This window comes from Embleya scabrispora DSM 41855 (genome assembly GCF_000372745.1).
Taxonomy (GTDB): Bacteria; Actinomycetota; Actinomycetes; order Streptomycetales; family Streptomycetaceae; genus Embleya; species Embleya scabrispora.
In genome coordinates, this window is sequence record NZ_KB889664.1 from 177,064 (window position 1) to 198,980 (window position 21,917).

Genomic DNA, 21,917 nt, shown 5'->3' on the forward strand with positions numbered 1-21,917 from the left:
TTTCGAACACGATTATGGTGAGGCCCGCCGCCGCCAATGCCGCGCAGCACGAGAAGGAGAGCATGATGCCGCCGTCCCGCGAGGACATCACCCGTGCACTGGCGCCCTTGTCGACGGTGCTCGCCGCCGACGACTTCCGCCTGGAGGTGAGCCATACCGATGCCCACGGCGTCACGCTGACCATCACGGCCGGCCCCACCGCGTGCCCGACCTGCCTGGTGCCCGAGCACATCACCCGTCGGATGGCCGAACAACACCTGAACGCGCTCGTCCGCGCGCAGTGGCACGTCGAGATCGCGTATCCGACCGACGCGGGCGAGTGACCGGAGCCGGTGACGGCGGGGCGGCTACGCCCACGCCGCCGCCGACCTCGAAACCCGCCCCGGGCCGGCTCAGGTCTCGGCGCCGCCGGCCGGCGGTGGCAGCGCCTGCTCCGCCCAGATGACCTTGCCGTCCGGGATGTAACGCGTGCCCCAGCGCGCGGCCACCTGGGCGACCAGGAACAACCCGCGGCCTCCTTCGTCCATGGTGGCCGCGTAGCGCATGTGCGGTGCGGTACTGCCGCCGTCGGTGACCTCGCAGATCAGGGTGCGGTCGCGCAACAGGCGTACCCTGATCGGCTCGGAGCCGTAGCGAATGGCGTTGGTGACCAATTCGCTGAGGATCAGTTCGGTGCCGAACGACAGATCCTCCAGCCGCCATTCGTCCAGCTTCGTGGAGACCGCCCCGCGCATCTTGGCGACGGCGGCCGGATCGGCGGGCACGTCCCATTCCGCCACCCGGTCGGCGCCCAAAACGCGGGTGCGGGCGATCAGCAACGCCACGTCGTCCTTGGGGCGAGCGGGCAGGAGCGCCTCCAGCACGGCCCGACAACTCTCCTCCGGCGACCGGCCCGCGTGCGCCAGGGCCCGGCGCAGCAGTTCCATGCCGAAGTCGAAGTCCCGGGCGCGGTCCTCGATCAGGCCGTCGGTGTAGAGCACGAGCGAACTGCCCTCGGCCACCTCGAATTCGGCGGTCTCGAACGGCATGCCGCCCAATCCGAGCGGCGGCCCGGCCGGGAGGTCGGGAAACCGCACGTGGCCGTCGGGGTCGACCAGCGCGGGCAGCGGGTGTCCGGCCCGGGCCATCGTGCAGAGCCGGGACACCGGGTCGTAGATCGCGTACAGGCAGGTGGCGCCGATGATGCCGGTCCCGACCGCGGCATCGGTCTCGTCCTGGTCGATCCGGGCGACCAGGTCGTCCAGGTGGTCCAGGAGTTCGTCCGGGGGCAGGTCGAGCGTGGCGAAGTTGTGCACGGCGGTGCGCAGCCGCCCCATCGTGGCGGCGGCGTGCAGGCCGTGGCCGACGACATCGCCGACGACCAGCGCCACCCGGCAGCCGGAGAGCGGGATCACGTCGAACCAGTCGCCGCTGACCCCCGATTGCGCCGGCAGGTAGCGGTGGGCGACCTCCAGGGCGCTCTGCTCGGGCAGGGCGCGCGGCAGCAGACTGCGTTGCAGGGCCACCGCGAGGGTGTGTTCACGGGTGTAGCGGCGGGCGTTGTCGATGCTCACCCCGGCGCGGGCGACCAGTTCCTCGGCCAGGGACAGGTCCTCCTCGTCGAACGGCTCCGGCCGTTCCAGGCGCCAGAAGTTGGCCACGCCGAGCACGGCGCCCCGAGCCTGGACGGGGACGGTGATCAGCGAATGGATGCCGTACGCGACGATCTCAGCCGCCCGTTCCGGGTCCTGGGCGTGCCAGCCGGTCGCGGTGGACAGATCGGCCACGATCTCGGGTCGGCCGCTGCCGAATCCGCGTGCCTGCGGGGTCGAGGGGACGAAGTCGATGAGCATGCCGCGTGGGTACAGAGGGTGGTCGTCGCGGATGCCGCGGACGGCGATCCGGCGCATCTTCGCGTCGTTGCCCGTCGGCTCGCCTCCCTCCAGGACCGGGTCGGCCACGTCGATGGTGGCGAAGTCGGCGAACCGGGGGACCGCGATCTCGGCGAGTTCCTCGACCGTACGCACCACGTCGAGGGTGGTGCCGAGGGCGCCGCCCGCGTCGTACAGCAGCCTGAGCCGCCCGCCCGCCACCTCGACCTTTCCGGCGAGCGCCATCAGCTCGGTGGAGTCGCGGATGGTGGCGACCGTGCTCCTGGGGCCGCCGTGACGATTCGTAAGCCGCTGGTTGACCGCCAGCAACCGGCCCTGTGCGAGGTGGACCTCGTCGCTGATCGGCCGGCCGGAAGCCAACAGCTGGGCCATTTCCGGGTCGAGGCCCGGCAGGTCGGTGATTCGTCGGCCCTCGGCGTCGGGCGGCAGGTCGAGCAGCCGGATGGCCTCGTCGTTGGCCAGCAGCAGTCGGGTGTCGTCGTCGACGATGAGCACGCCTTCGCGGACGGCGTGCAGCACCGAGTCGTGGTGCTCGTACATGCGGGTCATCTCGGCCGGGTCCAGGCCGTGGGTCTGGCGGCGCAGCCGCCGAGTCACCAGCGCGGTTCCGCCGGTGGCCACCGCGAGGCCGGCCGCGGCGGTGCCCAGGATGACCGGCATCTGCCGGTCGACCACGCCGTGTACGTTCTCGACCCTGAGGCCGGCGACGACCACGCCCCGGACCGTGCCGGAGGCATCCATGACGGGCACGACGGCCTGTTCCTCGTGGCCGAGCGGACCGTAGACGCTCTCCACGACGGTGTGGCCGGCCAGTGCCGGTTCGATGGTGGCGACCACGCGCTGCCCGATCAGTTCCGGTCTGGGGTGCGTGTAGCGGATCCCCTGGGTGTCGGTGACCACGATGAAGTCGACGTCGGCGGCCCTGCGGGCTTCCTCGGTCAGCGGTTGCAGCACGCTGCTGGGGTCGGGCGATTCGAGCGCGGCCACCACGCCGGGGGAGTGGGCGAACGTCTGCGCGACGGAAATCGCCCGCTGCCGGGCCTCCTGGTTGTTGTCGTACCGGGACTGCAGCACGAGCGCGAGCACCGCGCCGGCCACGAGCAGGACCACGACGGCCACCTGCAGTACGAAGACCTGCCCCGCGACGCTTCTCGGGCGCCTGTCGGACGGCGGCTGAACCGATGCGCCCCGGAACCGGCCGAAAGTGTCGGCCATGTCTATCGTTCTACCCCGCTCGGCCGGGTCTGACCAACGGGCGCCGGGCGGCGCGGTCGGCGCCGGCCGGCCCGTTCAGGGCGGGAGAACCGCGGCCATCGGTGGGTCGCGAGCACCCCCTGGGCCCGCCGTTCGAAGACGGCGATGTCGCCACCGAAGGCGCAGACGAGGTGTGGTGAGCCCGATACCGCCGGTACCGAGCAGGTGGCCGGCGGATCGAGTGCGGCCGACCGTGTCCCGTTTGCGAGGTCTCGGACCCGCACGGGGCGGTCTTCGGAGCCTGTGACCGCGACGGGCCCACCGTTCGGCACGGTGGACGTGGCTGCCGTCACCCTACGGGTGTGGCCGGTGGGGGGCCGACCGGACGGTGTTCCGCCGATGTTTGGGCGCAGGCGGTGGGCGCGATGGTCGGCCTCGACGATGTGGGTCCCGGCGCTTTCGCGCAGCCGGGTGGTGTCCGCGTCGGCCCGGCGGCCGGTGTTGATGCCGCCCGCCGGTTCCGCCCACATCCGGGACGGCAGGCCCCGGCCTCGGGCATGGGCCGGGGCGCGCAGGAGGTCGGTCGTCCGCATCGCGTCCGTTCCCGGCTGGTCGTTCACCCGGATGTCGCACTCCCTGCTTCGGCAGCCCACTCGGAACCCACACCACGGTAGGGGCCGACCGGGCCGGCGACACGGGATTACCGCATTTTCGAGCAAGAGCTGCGGATCCGGGTTCCGAGGAGGAGCACGTCCGGCGACTCGTGCGCCGCGAATTTCGTCGACAGCCGGGCGGTGCGGGTGGTGAGACGGAGGGCGATGCGGCCTCCGGGGCGGATCGGCCGGGGTTGTCGGCGGCGGTCAGGCCGGGGGCGGGTCGTGGGGTGCGTCGAGGGCGGCGGCCACGGCCTCGTCGGACAGAGCCGCGACCTGGATGTGGATTCGGGCGATGTGTTCCAGGCGGCCGGGGGTCTGCTCGTGGGTGCGCAGGTGGGTGGCCAGGGAGGCGATGGTGCGGGAGGTGAAGAGTTGGCGGACGGTCGCCGTGTCGGGGCCGAGGGATTCGCGGAGGCGGCCGACGATGGTCGTGGCCAGGATCGAGTCGCCGCCGAGCGCGAAGAAGTCGTCGTCGCGTCCGAGTCGGCGTGTGCCGGTGGGCAGGGCTTCCCGCCAGGTCGAGGCGATCAGGCGTTCGAGGTCGGTGCGCGGCGGCTCGGGCGGAGGACCGGCGGGGCGGCGTGCCCATACCGGGGCCAGGGCGCGGCGGTCGACCTTGCCGTTGGCGGTCAACGGTAGTTCGTCGACCAGGACGATGTGCTCGGGAATCATGTGAGCCGGCAGCGACGCCTCGGCCGCGTCACGCAGCCGGTCGATGCTCACGTCCGGTTCCGCGGCGACGGCTGCGACCAGGGCGCCCCCGTGGACGCCGGCCACCGCGCGCCGGACTCCCCCGACACCGGCGAGGGCGGCCTCGATCTCGCCGGGTTCGATCCGGAAGCCGCGCAGTTTGACCTGGTGATCGGCGCGGCCGAGGAACTCCAGGGTGCCGTCGGGCAGTCGCCGGGCCAGGTCGCCGGTGCGGTACCAGCGGCGCCCCGCGACCTCGCGGAAGCGGTCCGCGGTGCGTTCGGGGTCGCCGCGGTAGCCGGCCGCCACGCCGTCGCCGCCGATCCACAACTCGCCGGGCACGTGGTCGGGGGTGTCCCGGCCGATCGCGTCCACGACTCGGCAGCGCACGTTGCGCAGCGGTGTGCCGTATGGGATAGCCCGCCAGTGGGGCGGGAGTTCGGTGCCGGCGGGCACCTCGTACACGGTGGAGTGGATGGCCGTCTCGGTGGTGCCGCCGAGTGCGACGAAGCGACAGTGGGGGGCCTGCGCGTGCAGTCGTCCCGGGAGGTCGACGGTGACCCAGTCGCCGCCGAGCAGCACCACGCGCAGGCCGGCGCCCAGGGCCGCCGGGCCGGCCGCGGCGCCGGCGGTGAGCAGCATGTCGAGCAGGGCCGGCACGCAGTTGACGACGGTGACGTGCCGCTCGCGTACGAGATCGACCCAGCGGCCGGCCTCGCGGCGGTCCTCGTCGGCGGGCAGGACCACCGCGCCGCCGACCGAGAGCAGGCCGAAGACGTCGAACACCGACAGGTCGAAGTCGAGTGCGGACAGGCCCAGGGCCCGATCCTCCCGGCCCAGCGCGAAGCGGTCGACGAGGTCGTCGATGGTGTTCATCGCGGCGCGGTGCGGGACCTCGACACCTTTCGGCTCGCCGGTGGATCCGGACGTGAAGAGTACGTACGCGATGCCCTCCTCGTCGACGACCACCGGAACAGGGCCTTCGGCGGGGTGCGCGAGGGCCTCGGCGAGCGCGAGGGCGGGGGCGAGCGGCGAGCCGCCGGTGGTGCCGTCGGCGTCCAGGACCAGGTGGGCGCGCGCGGTGCGATGGATGCGTTCGCGGCGCGCGGGCGGCTGTTCGACGCCGATCGGCACGTACGCGGCGCCGGTGGCGAGCACGCCCAGGGCCGCCACGATCTGGTCCGGCCCCTTGGGCAGGGTGATCGCGACGGTGCCGCCGGGCCCGATGCCCCGGGTGCGCAGGGCGGCGGCCACGCGCAGGGCGCGCTCGGCGAGTTCGCCGTACGACACGGTGCCGCCGTCGGTGTCCGACGGTCCCCAGACGAGCGCGGGTGCGTGCGGGCGGGTCGCGGCGTGCGCGAAGAAGCCGTCGTGCAGGGCGCGGTGGGAGCGCGGGGCGTCGGTGGCGTTCACGCGATCGAGGACGGCCCGCTGCGCGGCGGGCAGCAACTCGCCGATCGGCTCGCGCCAGTCGGCCCGCGCCGAGCCCAGGCGGGTGAGCAACTCGCGGTAGGCGGCGAACATCGCGTCCGCGACCCTGTCGGGGAAGGCGTCCTCGCGCACGTCCCAGTTGACCAGCAGGCCGCCGCGCACCTCGGTGATCTGGGCGTCGAGCAGCACCTGCGGTCCCTGCGAGACGATCCAGGTCGGTTCGCCGAACAGGCCGCGCACCTCGGCGTCGAAGAGTTCGCCCAGGCCCAGCGCGCTGGTGTACACGATCGGCGCGAGCACCTGTTCACCGCGGGCGCGGGCGAGGTCGCGCAGCACGTGCAGGCCCGAGTGGTCGGCGTGCGCCGCGTCGCGGTGCATGCGCGTCTGCAGCGCGCGGGCGTGGTCGAGGAAGGAGCGCTGCTCGGACATGTCGACGTCCAGGAGCACGGATCCGGTGAAGTCGCCGACCAGGCGCGGTACGTCCGGGTGCAGGTCCTCGCGGTCGAACAGCGGTACGTTCAGCAGGAATCGGGGTGTGCCGCTCCAGCCGGCCAGGACGCCGGCGAAGGCGGTCGCGAAGGCCATCGCGGGAGTGATCCCGTGGGCGTGCGCACGGGCCGACCAGTGGCCGCGCTCCTCGGGGTTCAGCCACAGGTGGCGCCGGGTCACCCGGGTCAGGTCGGCCGGTCGCGGGCTGCGCAGCGGGAGTTCGGGGGCACCGGGCAGGCTGTGAAGGCGCTCGTGCCAGTACGCGGCGGCGCGTTCGGCGGCGGCACGGCGCAGCGGGGGACGGGCCGCGAGGTAGCTGCGGTAGTCGTAGCCGAGTTCGGCCGGCGCGTGCCGGGGGTGTGCGTACAGGCGGGCGAGGTCGGCGAGCAGCACCCGGTAGCTGAGCGCGTCGGCGGCGACCATGTCCACGTCCAGGTGCAGCCGGCTGCGGTCGTCGGGCAGCAGGGTCACGCGCAGGTCGAGGACGCGGCCGGATTCGATGTCGAGCATCTGGTGCGAGCATTCGTCGCGGATGCGGTCGAGGCGGTCGGCGAGAGTGTCGGGGTCCGCGTCGCGCAGGTCCAACACCCGCAGCACCTCGCCGGGTGCGGTGGGCAGGATCTCCTGCCGGCCGTCGTCGGTGACGCGCACGCGCAGCATGGGGTGGCGGGCGATCAGGGCGCGAGCGGCGACCGCCAGGCGGGCCGGGTCCACCGCGTCGCCGGGTGCGGTGTCGAACTCGGTGTACAGGTGCGCGGCGACGCCGCCCAGGGTCTGACCTTCCGAGCGGCCGATCCAGTAGGCGTGTTGCATCAGGGCGAGCGGGAACGGCCGGTCGTCGCAGGTTGGTTCGGTTGTTGGGCCGGCCCCGGGTTCGGTCCGCGGTTCGGGCGCGGGTTCGCTCCCCGGGCCGGCCCCGGCTTCGGATTGCGGTGCGGTCGGCGGCTGTTCGGTGGGGCCGTCGAGGAGGGCGATCCACGCCGCGACGGTCGGGACGGTCGCCAGGTCCGCGAAGGTGACCCGGGCGCCGCTGCGGCGCCAGCCGCCGGCCAGGCGCATCAGCCGCAGCGAGTCGAGCCCGAGAGCGATCAGATCGTCCTCGTCGCGCAGGGACTCCGGTGCCACCTCCAGCAGTTGCGCCACGTCGCGTCGGACGTCCTCGACGGTCAGCCGCACGCCGTTCTCCTTCGTTCGCGAATGGGTCCGCAGGACGCGAGTGCGGGCGTCGCCGCGGCGACTCGTTCTTGACACTCACCTCGAGCGTCACAAATATAGGGTAGGCAAACCTAAGTCAGGCAAGGCTTTTCGACCGTTCAAGACCGTTCGCCGCTCCACGGAGCCGGCGCCGAAGGGGCCACGCCTTGACGAGTGCGAACCCGGCCGACGAACGCCGCCGAGAACTGATCCGACGGCTGCTGGCCGAAGCGGGCATGCGACCGGACACGCCCGCCGACGGCATCCGCCCCCGCGACCGGACCGCCCCCGCGCCGCTGTCCGCCGTGCAGCACAGCCTGTGGCTGCACCAACAGGCCAACCCCGACAGCACGTCCTACAACGGCTGCCTGCTCATCCGCATCCGCGGCCCGCTCGACGTCGTCGCCCTGCGCGTGGCCGGCCGCGAACTCCTGCGCACCCACGAGATCCTGCGCACCACCTACCACGCCGACCCCACCGGCGTGCCGTACCAGACGATCGCCGACCCGCCCGAAAACCCGCTGCCGGTCCGCGACTTGACCCACCTGCCGGTCGACTGCCGGGACGCCGAGGCCGACCGGTCCGCACGGCGCCTGGCGGCGCGCCCGTTCGACCTGGCCCGGGAACGGTCCGTGCGCTACGAACTCCTGGTCCTCGGGCCCGCGGACCACGCACTCGTGCAGGTCGTGCACCACATCGCGTGGGACGGCGGAACGTGGGGCGTACTCTCACGCGATCTCGCCGCGTTCTACCGACGCGCCGCCGGGCCGGACGGCGCCTTCACCGCGACCGTGCCCCGCGTGCAGTACGCCGACATCGCCGCGTGGGCGCACACCCGGCCCCTCGACGAGGCCGGCACGAAGTTCTGGCGCGAACGCCTGACCCCGCGGCCCATCCCGCCCGACCTGCCTGCCGACGGCCCCAGAACGCCGGCGCCGGACGAACGCGGCGGCCGGTACGTACGCCGACTGCACCCGGAACTGCCAGCCCTGATCCGCCAGTTCGCCGCCGGCGCGGGAGTCACCGCGTTCACCGTCGTGCTCACCGCGTTCGCCGCCGTGCTCCGGCGCCACACCGGGGCCACCGACCTGCCGATCGGCACGCTCGTGATGGACCGCACCGACCCGCACGCCGCCGACCTGATCGGCAACTTCGGCAACACCGTCGTCCTGCGCGCCGATCTCCGCGACGACGACCGACAACTGACCTTCCGTCAGGCCACCGCTCGGCTCGGCGACGTATGCACCGACGCCTTCGAACACCAAAACGTGCCCTTCGATCGGGTCCTGGACGAGGTCCGACCGCCCCGCCGCCCCGGCCGACCACCGCTGTTCGACGTGATGTTCGGCCTGCTCACCCGGGAACTCGGCGACCTCGACCTGCCCGGCCTGGACACCTCCTGGCGCCACGTGCACAACGGCACCACCCAGTTCGACCTCGCTCTGGAGGGTTTCCTCCGGGACGAGGACCTGCTCGTGGAGGCGACCTACCGCACACCGCTGTTCGAGCCCGACACGATCGAGCGCCTGCTCGCCCACCTCGAAAGCCTGCTCACCGCCGCACTGGCCCGGCCCGACACGCCCCTCGCCCTGCTCGACACGACCCCGCCGACCCCGCAGGCCGAGACACCCGAGCAACTCCGGGAAACCGCAGAGGACTTCCCCGCCGGTGGCGTCGCCGAACTCGTCCAGGCCGCCATCCGCGAGCGTCCGCAGGCCCTCGCCGTCCGCGCCGGTGACACCACCTGGACCTACGCCGACCTGGACGCCCGTGCCGACCGCATCGCCGCCGGCCTCACCGCCGCCCTGCACACGGGCGTCACCCGCGCCGAACCCGTCGTCGCCCTGGCCCTGCCGCGCACCGCCGACCTGGTCGCGACCCTGCTCGCCACCCTGCGCATCGGCGCCGCCTACCTGCCGCTCGATCGCACCCACCCACCCGAGCGCGTCGCCGCGATGCTCGCCGACGCCGCACCCGACCTGCTCGTCTGCGACGCCGACTACACCGCGCCCGCCGACAGCGTGCGCGTCCTGCGCGTCGACGACCTGCCGGCCCCACCCGTCGACCCCGGCCGGGGCCGCCCGCCGATCCATCCGCAGACCCCCGCCTACGTCGTGTTCACCTCCGGCTCCACCGGCCGCCCCAAGGCCGTCGTCGGCACCCAACGCGCCCTGACCAACCGACTGCGCTGGGGCCGCACCGCACTGTCGCCGGCGCCCGGCACCGGCGTACGCCTCGCCAAGAGCGCGCTCGCCTTCATCGACGGCAGCACCGAACTCCTGGGCGCCCTCGTCGCCGGCGACACCCTCGTCCTGGCCGACGACGCCACCGGCCGCGACGTGGCGCGCCTGGCCGAACTCGCCGACCGCAGCCGCGCCGGCGTGCTCACCGTCGTCCCCAGCCTGCTGGAGACCCTCCTCGACACCGCACCGCCCGGCGCCCTGGACAGCGTGCACACTTGGATTTGCTCCGGCGAGACCCTGCCCAAGGCCCTGGCCGACGCCGTCGTCGCCCGGTGGCCGCACGCCGGCGTGGTCAACCTGTACGGCTGCTCCGAAGCGGCCGGCGACAGCCTCGCGCACATGCACACGCCGACCACCGCCGGCGCGTCGCCGACCGTGCCGATCGGCCGGCCGATCGCCCGCACCCGGGCCCACGTACTGGACGCCGCGCTGCGTCCGGCGCCCATCGGAGTTCCGGGCGAGCTCTACCTCGCCGGCGACGGCCTCGCCCGCGGCTACCTCGGCCGCCCCGCCGCCACCGCCGAACGATTCGTCGCCGACCCGTACGGGCCGCCGGGAAGCCGGCTCTACCGCACGGGCGACCTGGCGCGTCGCCGATCGGACGGCGAACTGGAGTTCCTGGGTCGAGCGGACCACCAGATCAAGATTCGCGGCGTGCGGATCGAACCCGGGGAGATCGAGGCCCGCCTCCTGCGCCACGAAGGCATCGCCCGCGCGCTCGTGGTGGCGATCCGCTCCGCCACCGCCCTGTGCGCCTATCTCGTCCCCACTCCGGGCACCTCCATCGACCTCGACGCGGTGCGTGCCGATCTCGCCCGCGCCCTGCCCACGCCCCTGCTGCCCGACGCGTACGTCGTCCTGGACGCGTTCCCGCTCAACCCCAACGGCAAGCTGGACCGGACCGCGCTGCCCACCCCGCAGACGACCACCGCGCCGACCCGCGCGCCGGCCGACGAGCGCGAAGGCGCCCTGTGCGCGATCTTCGCCGAATTCCTCGACCTGGCACCGCAAGACGTGGGCCCGGACGACGACTTCTTCGCGCTCGGCGGGCACTCGCTGCTCGCGGCGCGGCTCGCGAACCGGCTGCGCCGCACCTTCGCGGTCGAACTCGGCGTGCCCGACGTCTTCCACGCACCCACACCCGCCGCGCTCGCCCGCCTGGTCGACACGGCCGAACCGGTGCGCCCACGCGTGCGCGAGATCGCCGTACCGCAGCCGGCCCCCGCATCGTTCGCGCAGGTCGGCCTGTGGTTCGAGGAACAGGTGCGTGGGCCGTCCGCGGCCTACAACCTGCCGTTGGGCCTGCGGCTGCGCGGCCGACTCGACCCGGAGGCGATCCGCGCGGCGCTGCACGACGTGGTCGCACGCCACGAGAGCCTGCGCACCCTTCTGGTACCGGGTGTCGACGGCACGCCCGTGCGTGAGGTGCTCACGCCCGAAGCCGCACACGCCCGGCTGCACCGCGCCGTCGTGACGGCGCTCGTCCGCTCGCCCGAGCAGGTCCGGGCCGAGGTGGCCGCCCTCGCGGCGCGGCCCTTCGACATCGGCGTCGATCCACCCCTTCGGGCCGCGCTGTTCGTCGGCGCCCCCGACGACGAGAGCGTCCTGCTCCTGGTGCTGCACCACAGCGCGGCCGACCGCTGGTCGTTCGGACCGCTGCTGGCCGACCTCGGCGCCGCCTACGCCGCGCGCACCGCGGGAACACGGCCGCCGCTGCGTCCCGAACCGGTCACCGGACACGGCTCATACGCGGCATGGCAGCGCACGATCCTCGGCGGTCGCGACACGCCCACCGCCCTCACGCGACGCCAACTCGACTTCTGGGAGGCCGCCTTGAGCGGCGCTCCCGAGGAACTGGCGCTGCCCGCCGACCGCTCGCGTCCCACCGAGCGCAGCCATCGCGGCGCGAGTGCCGAACACGCCCTGCCCGCCGACCTCGTCGACACCCTGCGCGAGCTCGCACACGCCACCGGCGCAAGCGTGTTCACCACCCTGCACGCGGCCGTCGTCGCCCTCCTGCACCATCTCGGCGCGGGCGAGGACATCCTCCTCGGCGCGCCCGTCGCGGGCCGCACCGACGAGGATCTCGACAGCGTGGTGGGCCTGTTCGTCAACACCGTCGTGTTGCGCACGCACGTCGGCGGCGACCCGACCTTCGCCGAACTCCTCGACCGCACCGGGAACGGCGACCTGGCCGCCTTCGCGCACGCCGACGTGCCCTTCGACTGGGTCGTGGACCGACTGCGGCCCACCCGAACCCTGTCCCGGCATCCGCTGATCCAGGCCACCCTCACCCTTCACCGCGCCGAGGAGATCGACCTCACGCTGCCCGGGATACCCGCCGAGCCCTTCGCGCCGGGCACGGGCGCGGCGATGTTCGACCTCGACCTGCGGTTCGTGGAATCGGCCGGCGACGGCATCCGGATCCACGCCGGCTACGCGTGCGACCTGTTCGAACACGCCACGGTCGTCGCGCTCCTGGAGCGGCTGCACCGATTGCTCGCGCATGTCCTCGCCGACCCGCACACGCGCCTGAGCAGCCTGGACCTGCTCACCGACGCCGAACGCCGGCTGCTCGTCCACGAGGTCAACGCCACCGCACACGAGGTGCCCACCACCACCGTGGTGGAACGCCTCGCCGCGCAGGCCCGCCGCACCCCGCACGCACCCGCCCTGATCGCCGCCGACGGCACGGTGACCACGTACGGGCACCTGTCCGCCCGGGTCGTGGCGGGTGCCCGGCGGCTGATCGGCGCCGGTGCCGGGCTGGGCACGCTGGTCGCCGTCGCGTTGCCGCGCTCGCCCGACCTGGTCGTCGCCCTGATGGCGGTACTCGCGAGCGGCGCGGCCTACGTACCGCTCGATCCCGAGGACCCGCCGGTGCGCCTGACCGAGACGATCGCCGACGCTCGGCCCATGCTCGTGCTCACCGACTCCGCGCACGCACAACGGCCCTGGGGGCGGCCGGTCATCGTGCTCACCGGCGAGGCGAACGGGCCGGGCGACGCGGCCGAGGCCGGTGTCCCGGCAGGGCCCGGCGACCCGTCGGAGGCCGGTGTCCCGGCGGAGCGCGTCGCCACGGTCGCGGGCCCGACAGGGCCGCCACGCCCCGCGCACGCCGCCTACGTGCTCTACACCTCCGGCTCGACCGGTCGACCGAAGGGCGTGCTCGTCACGCACGGCGCCTTGGCCCACCAACTGGCCTGGGCCCAGGGCGAATACGCGCTCACCAGCGCCGACCGGATGCTGCACAAGGCGCCGATCGGGTTCGACGTGTCGTTGTGGGAGCTGTTCTGGCCACTGTGCGAGGGCGCCACCGTCGTCCTGGCCGCACCCGACGGACACCGCGACCCCGCCCACCTCGTCGCACTCGTCGACACCCACGCGGTCACCGTGGCGCACTTCGTTCCGCCGATGCTGGACGCGGTCCTCGACACCGTCGAAGCCGCGTCCGCCACGCGCACAACGCCGTTGCGACTGCTCCTGTGCGGCGGTGAGGCGCTGCCGCCGGCCACCGCCGATCGCAGTGCCCGCGTGCTCGGCCTGCTGCCGCACAACACCTACGGGCCCACCGAGGCCACCATCACCGCAACCGCGTGGAACCCCGAGGCCGGCCTCGACGCGGACGTCGTGCCGATCGGACGCCCGGTCTGGAACACAGGCGCCCTCGTCCTCGACGCCCGGCTGCGCCCGACGCCGATCGGACTGCCGGGCGAGTTGTACCTGACCGGTGCCCAACTCGCCGACGGATACCTGCACCGCCCCGGTCAGACCGCGGAACGCTTCGTCGCCGATCCGTACGGACCCGCCGGCACCCGGATGTATCGCACCGGAGACCTGGGGCGCCGGCGTGCCGACGGCGCCCTGGTCTACCTCGGCCGGACCGACCACCAGATCAAACTGCGCGGCGTGCGCATCGAGTCGGGCGAGATCGAGGCGCACCTGACTCGTCGGGCCGACCTCGCGGCCGCCGTGGTCGGTACTCGGCCCGGGCCGACCGGCGCGCCGATCCTGGTCGCCCATGTGGTGCCCGCGGCGACGGCCACCGTGGATCCCGAGGCGCTGCGCGGCGAACTGGCCGATCGACTGCCCGAACACCTGGTTCCGGCCGCGATCGTGGTCCTGCCCGCACTGCCGCTGATGCCCAACGGCAAACTCGATCGGGCCGCGCTGCCCGATCCGGCCGTCGCAGCGCGCACCCCGGACCCCGCGCCGAGCGACGGCGCGCAGGCCGAACTCGCCCGGATCTTCGCCGAGGTGCTGCGCGTGGACCGGGTCGGCGTGCGGGACGGGTTCTTCGCGCTGGGCGGCGACAGCATCGGGGCCACGCTCGTGGCGGCCAAGGCCCGGTCGATCGGGTTGCGGTTCACGGTCAAGGACGTCTTCCGGCACCAGAGCGCAGGCGCGCTCGCCCGGGTCGCCCGACGCGAGCGCGCAGAGCCGGCGGCGCCCGCACCCGCAGTGCTCACCGATCCGCCGCTGTCGCACGTGTTCCGCGACGGCGGGACCGGGCCCAACGGGCATCACGTGTGCGCCGTGCGCCCGGTCGCCGCCGAGCGGGGCCACCTGCTGGAGGGTGCCGTCGCCGAACTCGTCCGTCGACACCCGGCATTGCGGTTGCGGATCGAGACGGTCGGCAAGCGGCTGTGGCGTACCACCTCGGTTGCCGAGGCGAGCCCGAGAGTGCGCGTCGTCGCGAGCCCGCCGGGCGGAACGGCCGAGGAACTCGGGCGGGCCATGGCCGCGTTGGACGTGACCCGCGGGCCGACGCTGGCGGTGACCCTGATGCCGGAACGCCTGTTGCTGGTGGCGCATGCGCTGGTGCTGGACGCGGCGGCGGTCGAGCGGGTAGCGGACGAACTGGTCGCCGTATTGGGGGGGACGCGGCCATGGGGGGCGGCGCCCACTGCCGAGCCGTCCGATGCGGAGTCGTCGGATGCGGAGTCGTCGGATGCGGAGCCGTCCGATGTGGTGCCGGTCGGCGTCGCTCGGGTCGATGCGGACGAGGCGACCTGGGTCGAGGAACTGCGCGACGCGACGCCGGCGCGGGCCCTACGAGGCGCGGCTTCGGGCCGCCGCACGTTGTTCCTGGCGACCGTCCTCACCTGCACCGGCACCGGCCACGACGTTGGCGCCGCCAACGCCAACGCCGCCGCTCCGACCGAGGCCGTCCGAGCCGCCGCCTGCCAGGCATTCCTGACCGCACTGCGGGCACGCACCCCCGACGTCGAGAAGCTGCTGATCGACCGGCTGGTCGACCCGCACCGGCGCCGGGCGCCCGAATCGGCGGCTCCGATGGGCTCGTTCGCCTACGTCTACCCCCTCACCATCAGCCGAGGGCGCCTCGGGCCGGACCCGGACGCCGCCGACCTGCGGGGTGCCGGCTATGCCCGGGTGCGCTACGGGAGCCGATCCGGTGCCCGGGTGCTGGGTCGGATCGCCCGCGCGGAGATCGTGCTGCGGGACGCGCCCGCCCACGGCTGGGCCGATGACGTGCCCTCGGCGGTGAGTACGCGCTGGCCCCTGGACGCGGCGGTCGCCGTGACGGCGGACGAGGACGGCACCCGATGCCGGCTCACCGTGTGCGCCGGACCGACCGTCGACCCGGACGACGCACGCCGCCTGCTCGCGACCTGGGTCGCGGAGACGGCCGCCCGCATCCCGGGCGCCACGACCACCGCCGGCACCGAGACGACCACACCGAACAGACCGAACACGGACACGGACACGGGGCGGACGACGTGAGCGAGCTCAACCCTTCGAACGACCGCCCGACCCACACCCCCGTGGCGCTGTGGCGGCGCGAGGCGTTCAAGCACGCCCCGCCCACCGTGCGCGCGATGGTCGCCCCGCGCGAACTCACCGCCGACACCGCACACCTGCGCGCGACCGCCGTCCTGGCCCGACACCAACGCCTGCACACCGACGAGCCGACCACGTGGTGCGGCACCTTCACCGTCGGCGCGGACGCCCGGCGCTCCACCGCCCGAGTGGCCCGCGTGGCCGGAACTTCCGCGACCGCGTGGGTGGATCGCGGCCCGACCCTGCCGGGACTGCTGGTCGTCGCCCTGCCCGGAGGCATCGTCGACGGAACATCGTGGCGCATCCTCGCCGACGAACTGCGCGCGGGCCTGCGCGGTGATCCGATGGGGCCAGAGCCCGCGACGACCACGGACTACGCCGCAGCCGTCGCCCTGGACGCCGCCGACCCGGGTCTGCTCGACCGCGCCACCCGCTGGTTCACCCTGATGGACCGGGTGGACGACCTGGAGTCGCCCACGCCGTGGACGACCGGCGAACCCGGCATCCCCGACACAGCCCCCGTCGCCGCCGCCGGTATCCTCGAACTTCCGCCCGAGGCGGCCGCGTTGATCCCGCGTACAGCACTGCGCGCGATCCTCGTCACGACCGTGGCGAAGGTCCTGGGCGACCTGGCCCCCGGGCCGCTGTTCCTGGACGTCGCCGAGGACGACCGCGACCGGCACGGCGACCGCTTCGCGCACACCGTCGGCGACCTGCGACGCGTCTTCCCCGCCCTGCTGGAACCCGGATCGGGCGACACCGACGCGCTGCCCGCCGACCCGCGCACCGCAGCCGACTTCGGCGTCGCGCTCCACCTCGCCGAACAGACCGCGGGCGCCCTCGCCGACGCACCCGAGGCCGGAGTGCTCCTGGCCTACGGACACACCGACCTCGGCGACGAACCGTTGCTCGCCCACGACCGCGACAGCGACGGTCACTCCTTCTCGCGCTATGCGCTGCGCCTGGACCTGTGGGTCGACCACTCGCCCACCGGAGCCGGGCGACGCATCGCACTGCGCGTGGTCGCCGACCCCAAGACGCTGCCCGAACTCGACGTCGCGGCCCTGCTCGATGCCTGGCGCACCGCCCTGCGCCCCACCCTGCTCGACGCCGCCCCGGCCCGAAACGAGGCGCGCGCCCACCCCGAGGAAGCCGCGCTCGACCACGCGATCGGCGGCGCGGGTGTCGCCGAAGTGCTGCCGCTGTCCCCGCTGCAGGAGGGCCTGCTCTTCCACCTCATGCTCGACGGCGCGGCCCGCGACATCTACGTACAGCAGGCCGTGCTGTTCCTGGACGGCCCCGTGGACACGGCCCGGCTCGCGGACGCGGCCCGACGGGTCCTGGAGAAGTACCCGAACCTGCGTGCCGGTTTCGTCGGTACCGAGGACGGCCCCGTGCAGGTGGTGCCCGAGCGGTTCACCGTGCCGTTCGCCTACACCGACCTCACCGGTGCCGATGCCGGAGCCGAAACCGAGGCCGGAGGCGGTGAAGGTGCCGACGTCGAGGCCGCGTTCGAGGAGTTCGCCGACCGCCAACGCGAGATCCCGTTCGACCCGGCCCGCCCGCCGCTGCTCCGCTTCGCCCTGGCCCGCACCTCCGCCCGCGGCCACCGACTCCTGCTCACCTCGCAGGTGGCCCTGCTCGACGGCTGGTCCGGCGGCCTCGCACTGACCTCGCTCCTGGAGTTCTACACCGACGCCGAGGCCGAGGCGGCGCGGCCCACCACCCCCTTCCGAGTCTTCCTGCGCTGGCTGGGCACTCGCGACCGGGACGCGGCCCGCGCCGCGTGGTCCGCCTACCTGGGCGACGTCACCGAACCCACCCTCCTGGCCGGCCCGCGCCCGCCCGGCGACGACGCCACCCCGGACTCGGCCGGGGAGACGCACCGCGAGGTGCCCGCCGCCCTCGCCGCCCGCCTGGCGGCCCGCGCCCGCGAGGCCGGCGTCACCGTGGGCACGCTCTACGAAAGCGCCTGGGGGCTGTTGCTGGGCCGGCTCACCGGACGCGACGACACCGTGTTCGGCGCACTCGTCTCCGGCCGGCACCCCGACGTCGAGGGCATCGACACGACCGTAGGCGTTCTGTTCAACACGGTCCCGGTGCGGGTGCGGCTCGCACCGCACGAGTCGATCGCCGAGTTGTGGCGGCGAACCCAGGACGACAAGACGGATCTGCACGACCATCCGTATCTGGGACTTGGCGAACTGCAGGCCATGGTGGGCGCGGGCCCACTCTTCGACACCTTCTTCGTGTTCCAGAACCTGCCCCTGCCGGACAAAGACCGCGGGTTCGGTCCCGACGCCGAACTGCGCGTGCTGGGCCACGCGGTCCGGGACGCCACGCACTACCCGGTGTCCATGGTGATCACCCCCGGCGAGGTGACCCGGCTGCGCGCGATGTACCACGACGGCGCCTTCGCCCGTGCCGACGTCGAAGTACTCACCGAACGCTACCTGCGGATCCTGGAAGCCTTCGCCGACGACCCCACCCGCGCCTGCGCCCGCATCGACGTACTCGCCCCCGTCGAACGCCGCCGTCTGCTCGACACCTGGAACACCACCACCCATCCGGTACCGGACGCGACTGTGGCCGATCTGCTGGAGGAGCGGGCGGTGTTGGTGCCGGATGTGGTCGCGGTGGTGCAGGATCCGGACGGTGTGGCGCCGTTGGCGTGGACGTATCGGGAGTTGAACGAGCGCTCGAACCGCATCGCACGTCTGTTGCGGGNTCGTGGTGCGGGTCCCGAGCGGGTGGTGGGTCTGGCGCTGCCGCGCACCGCCGACATGGTGGCGGCACTGTTCGCNGTNCTGAAGACCGGTGCGGCCTACCTGCCGCTGGAGCGCGACCTGCCGCACGAGCGCATCGCCTGGATGGTCGACGAGACCCGGCCGGTCTGCGTCCTGACCGCGGGGGACACCGTGGGCGAGAACACCGTCGACCTGTGGGACGTGTCGGTGCGGGCGGAGTTGGCGGGNCTGTCGGGCGCGGATCTGACNGATGCCGAACGCNCTGANTTCGTNCGNGGNGANGNGCGTCGGTTGGCGCATCCGGCGTATGTGATCTACACGTCGGGTTCGACGGGGCGGCCCAAGGGTGTGGTGACGCCGTATCGCGGTCTGACGAACATGCAGGTCAATCACCGTCGGGAGATCTTCGATCCGGTGGTGGCGGCGACGGGTCGGCGGTTGCGGGTGGCGCACACCGTCTCGTTCGCGTTCGACATGTCCTGGGAGGAGCTGCTGTGGCTGGTCGAGGGGCACGAAGTGCACGTGTGCGACGAGGAGTTGCGCCGTGACGCACACGCGCTGACCCGGTATGTGGACCGACACCGGATCGACGTCGTCAACGTCACCCCCACCTACGCCCAACACCTGCTGGAGGAGGGCCTCCTCGACTCGGACCCCACCGCCGGACGCCACCGACCCGCCCTCGTCCTGCTCGGCGGCGAGGCCGTCCCCGACGGCGTCTGGGCCGCGCTGCGCGACACCGACGGCGTGTTGGGCTACAACCTGTACGGGCCGACCGAGTACACCATCAACACGCTCGGGGCGGGCACCCAGGACAGCGCCACGCCCGCGATCGGTCGGCCGATCCTCAACACCGCCACCCACATCCTCGACGCCAACCTGCAACCGGTGCCCGTCGGCGTGCCCGGGGAGCTGTACGTCACCGGCATCGGCCTCGCCCGCGGCTACCTCAACGGCCCCGGGCAAACCGCCGCCCGCTTCGTCGCCAATCCGTTCGGGCCGCCCGGCTCCCGGCTCTACCGCACCGGCGACCTGGCCCGGCGTCGTCCGGACGGCATCATCGACTACCTCGGCCGCACCGACGACCAGATCAAGATCCGCGGCCACCGCATCGAACCCGCCGAAATCCAGACCGTGTTGGACACACACCCCGAGGTGCGGAGGTCGGCCGTCGTGCCGAGCGCGGACGGGACCCGATTGACCGCCTACGTGGTCGGCGGAGCCGATCCGCACGCGCTGCGCACGTGGGCGGCGGCCCGGTTGCCGGACTACATGGTGCCGAGCGCGTTCGTGCCGCTGGAGGTGCTGCCGCTGACCGTCAACGGAAAGCTGGATCGGGCCGCGCTGCCCGAGCCGGACTTCGCCGCCGCGGTCACCGACCGAGGGCCCCGGGACACGGTCGAGGCCGTGCTGTGTCGCGTCTTCGCCGAGGTCCTGGACCTGCCCCGGGTGGGTATCGACGACAACTTCTTCACCCTGGGCGGGCATTCGCTGCTCGCGGTCCGCCTGGTCGGTGCGATCCGGGCCGCCGACCTCGTGCGCGATGCCGACTCCGTCACGGTCGCGATGGTGTTGACCGCACCGACGGTGGCCGATCTCGCGGAGCGGCTGCGTGCCGGCAGCGACACGGACGACCTGACCGCGCCCGTGTCGGTGTTGCGTGCCGGCGGCGACCTCCCGCCGCTGTTCTGCGTGCACGCCGGATTCGGGTTCGCCTGGCCCTACACGACCCTGCTCTCGTACGTGGGGGCCGATCGCCCGGTCTACGGGCTCCAGTCCGCGATGTTGTCCGGTGCCGCGGCGCCGGCCCGGTTCGAGGACGTGGTCGCGGAGCACCTGCGCAGCATGCGTACGGTCCGGCCGCACGGCCCCTACCGGCTCCTGGGCTGGTCCTTCGGCGGCGAACTCGCGTACGCGCTGGCCGCCGAGTTGCAGCGCGCGGGCGAGCGGGTGGACCTGCTGGTGCTCGTCGACGCGGAGCCGCCCGTCCCGCGATCGTGCGCCGACGCGACCGCTGCGGGCAACGGGTTCGGTGAGGAGGCCGCGCGGGCGCAGCTGCTGCGGGCCACCCCGGCCGAGGTGGACCTGGCCGGCGCGCTGGGCGAGGAGTTGGTGGCGGCCCTGTTGCGCACGCGGGTCGCGTACGAACATCTCGCGCCAGCCGACCCCTACCCGGCCTTTCGCGGTGACGTGTTGTGCGTCGCCGCCCACGGGAACGCCGAGCGCACCGGCCGTCGGGCTTGGGCGGACCACGTTCTCGGCGTGGTCGACGAGCACGTCGTCGACCACGCGCACGACGATCTGCTGACCTCGGCCGCGGTGGACCAGTGGGGCCCGCACGTACGCCGACGGTTGGACGCACCACACCGAGAGAGGCTCTGATCCATCATGCGAACACTCGCAGCGCCGGCCTTCGTTCGCCGGCCCACCGTCCGTCGCTCCGGCCCCGGCCGGATCGCCGCGGCCGGGATAGCCGCGGCCCTCGTATTGGGCCTCGCGGCCTGCGGCGATGGCGACGACAAGAAGGACTCCTCCGGCAGCGGGCCCGCCCCGGCGCCGGCCTCTCCCGGGACGGGCGGAGCGGCGGCGACGTACCCGATCACGATCACGCACAAGCTGGGTACGACCACGATCAAGAAGGCGCCGAAGCGCATCGTGGCGCTGGGCGAGGGCGATCAGGACGCCGCGCTCGCGCTTGCGACCAAGCTGGCCGGCATGGTCGAGACGACCCCGCCGGACGGGGTGGCCCCGTGGGCCAAACCCAAGCTGGGCGGGGACAAGCCGCAGATCATCACGATGGGCGAGAACGGTGCTCCGCTGGAGAAGGTGCTCGCGCTCCAGCCCGATCTGATCCTGGCGAACACCGACTACTGGGTCGAGCAGGAGTACGAGAAGCTCAGCAAGATCGCGCCGACCACGGCGTTCGAGACCGGCCCTTCGCAGGACGGTTGGCAGCAGGTGACCCGGCAGGTGGGCAAGGCATTGGGCAAGTCCACCGAAGCCGAGAAGTTGGTGACCGATCTGGAGGCCAAGGTCGCCGGTGTCGCCAAGCGGTACCCGGCGATCGCCGGCAAGTCCTTCGCGCTGACCAACGCGCAGAACGCGGGCACGGTCGCGGTGCTCAAGGACAGGTCCGACACCTCGGTGAAGCTGCTCGCCGGGTTCGGGATGAGCTTTCCGGACAGTCTCGCGGGCCTGCCGGGTGCCGGGTTCGCGGCCGAGTTGAGCATGGAGCGGCTGGACGTGCTCGAAGTGGGCGTGTTGCTGAGCAACTACAACGGGGACGACGGGCTGCGCAAGGCGATCGAGGGCAATCCGCAGTTCGCGAAGCTGAACGTGGTCAAGCGTGGCTCGTATGTGCCGCTCGACTCCAACGACTTCTGGGCCCTGCGCGCGCCCACCCCGCTGGCGGTGGAGTACGTGGTCGACAGGATCATGCCGCGCGTGGACGTCGCGGCGCAGGCGGCGAAGGGCTGAGCGCCGCAGACGTACCCGGAGGAGGGGGCGCCGCTGTCGGCCGGTGTGCGGCAGGCGGATGACGGCCGTTCCGCGGCCGGGGTCCACGGTCGTGCGGCTCGGCGGCGCCCCGTCCTCCTCCTC

Annotated in this window: 6 protein-coding genes and 1 pseudogene; 5 read left to right on the top strand and 2 right to left on the bottom strand. The window is 73.3% G+C overall.

All coding sequences use genetic code 11. From position 1 onward, the window contains the following. The first annotated feature begins 14 nt into the window (after positions 1–14). The gene (locus tag A3IC_RS0118150; RefSeq protein WP_020551467.1) at positions 15–323 is read left to right on the top strand and encodes a hypothetical protein; all 309 of its coding nucleotides are present in this window, start codon (positions 15–17) and stop codon (positions 321–323) included. Positions 324–392: 69 nt separating this feature from the next. Here the strand turns inward: A3IC_RS0118150 and A3IC_RS0118155 are convergent, their stop codons facing one another. Together A3IC_RS0118155 and A3IC_RS0118165 are read right to left on the bottom strand one after the other, a co-directional pair. After that, a complete protein-coding gene (locus A3IC_RS0118155; RefSeq protein ID WP_020551468.1) occupies positions 393–3,086 on the bottom strand; it encodes a SpoIIE family protein phosphatase in 2,694 nt (897 codons plus the stop codon). A gap of 839 nt (positions 3,087–3,925) precedes the next feature. Then, positions 3,926–7,507 carry a non-ribosomal peptide synthetase gene (locus A3IC_RS0118165; protein WP_020551470.1) on the bottom strand — a complete coding sequence of 1,194 codons (3,582 nt, stop codon included), beginning with the start codon at positions 7,505–7,507 and terminating at the stop codon, positions 3,926–3,928. 185 nt (positions 7,508–7,692) lie between these two features. Between A3IC_RS0118165 and A3IC_RS55120 the strand changes: the two genes are divergently transcribed. The 4 genes and pseudogenes from A3IC_RS55120 to A3IC_RS0118180 all read left to right on the top strand — a co-directional run bounded on the left by A3IC_RS55120 (position 7,693) and on the right by A3IC_RS0118180 (position 21,794). Then, a complete protein-coding gene (locus tag A3IC_RS55120; RefSeq protein ID WP_020551471.1) occupies positions 7,693–15,513 on the top strand; it encodes a non-ribosomal peptide synthetase in 7,821 nt (2,606 codons plus the stop codon). Between the two features lie 503 nt (positions 15,514–16,016). Continuing rightward, a pseudogene (locus tag A3IC_RS64935) lies at positions 16,017–19,925 on the top strand (amino acid adenylation domain-containing protein); the annotation flags it as partial. A 45-nt stretch (positions 19,926–19,970) separates the two neighbouring features. Continuing rightward, positions 19,971–20,699: a thioesterase domain-containing protein gene (locus A3IC_RS73540; protein WP_425387343.1), complete on the top strand. Its 729-nt coding sequence runs from the start codon at positions 19,971–19,973 to the stop codon at positions 20,697–20,699. Between the two features lie 6 nt (positions 20,700–20,705). Continuing rightward, on the top strand, positions 20,706–21,794 hold the full coding sequence (locus A3IC_RS0118180) for an ABC transporter substrate-binding protein (protein WP_020551473.1): 1,089 nt from the start codon (positions 20,706–20,708) through the stop codon (positions 21,792–21,794). Positions 21,795–21,917 lie beyond the last annotated feature (123 nt).

Excerpts from the sequence above, each read along its gene's own strand:
- A3IC_RS0118150 (WP_020551467.1), top strand. The coding sequence starts at position 15 with ATGGTGAGGCCCGCCGCCGCCAATGCCGCGCAGCACGAGAAGGAGAGC.
- A3IC_RS0118155 (WP_020551468.1), bottom strand. The coding sequence starts at position 3,086 with ATGGCCGACACTTTCGGCCGGTTCCGGGGCGCATCGGTTCAGCCGCCG.
- A3IC_RS0118180 (WP_020551473.1), top strand. The coding sequence starts at position 20,706 with ATGCGAACACTCGCAGCGCCGGCCTTCGTTCGCCGGCCCACCGTCCGT.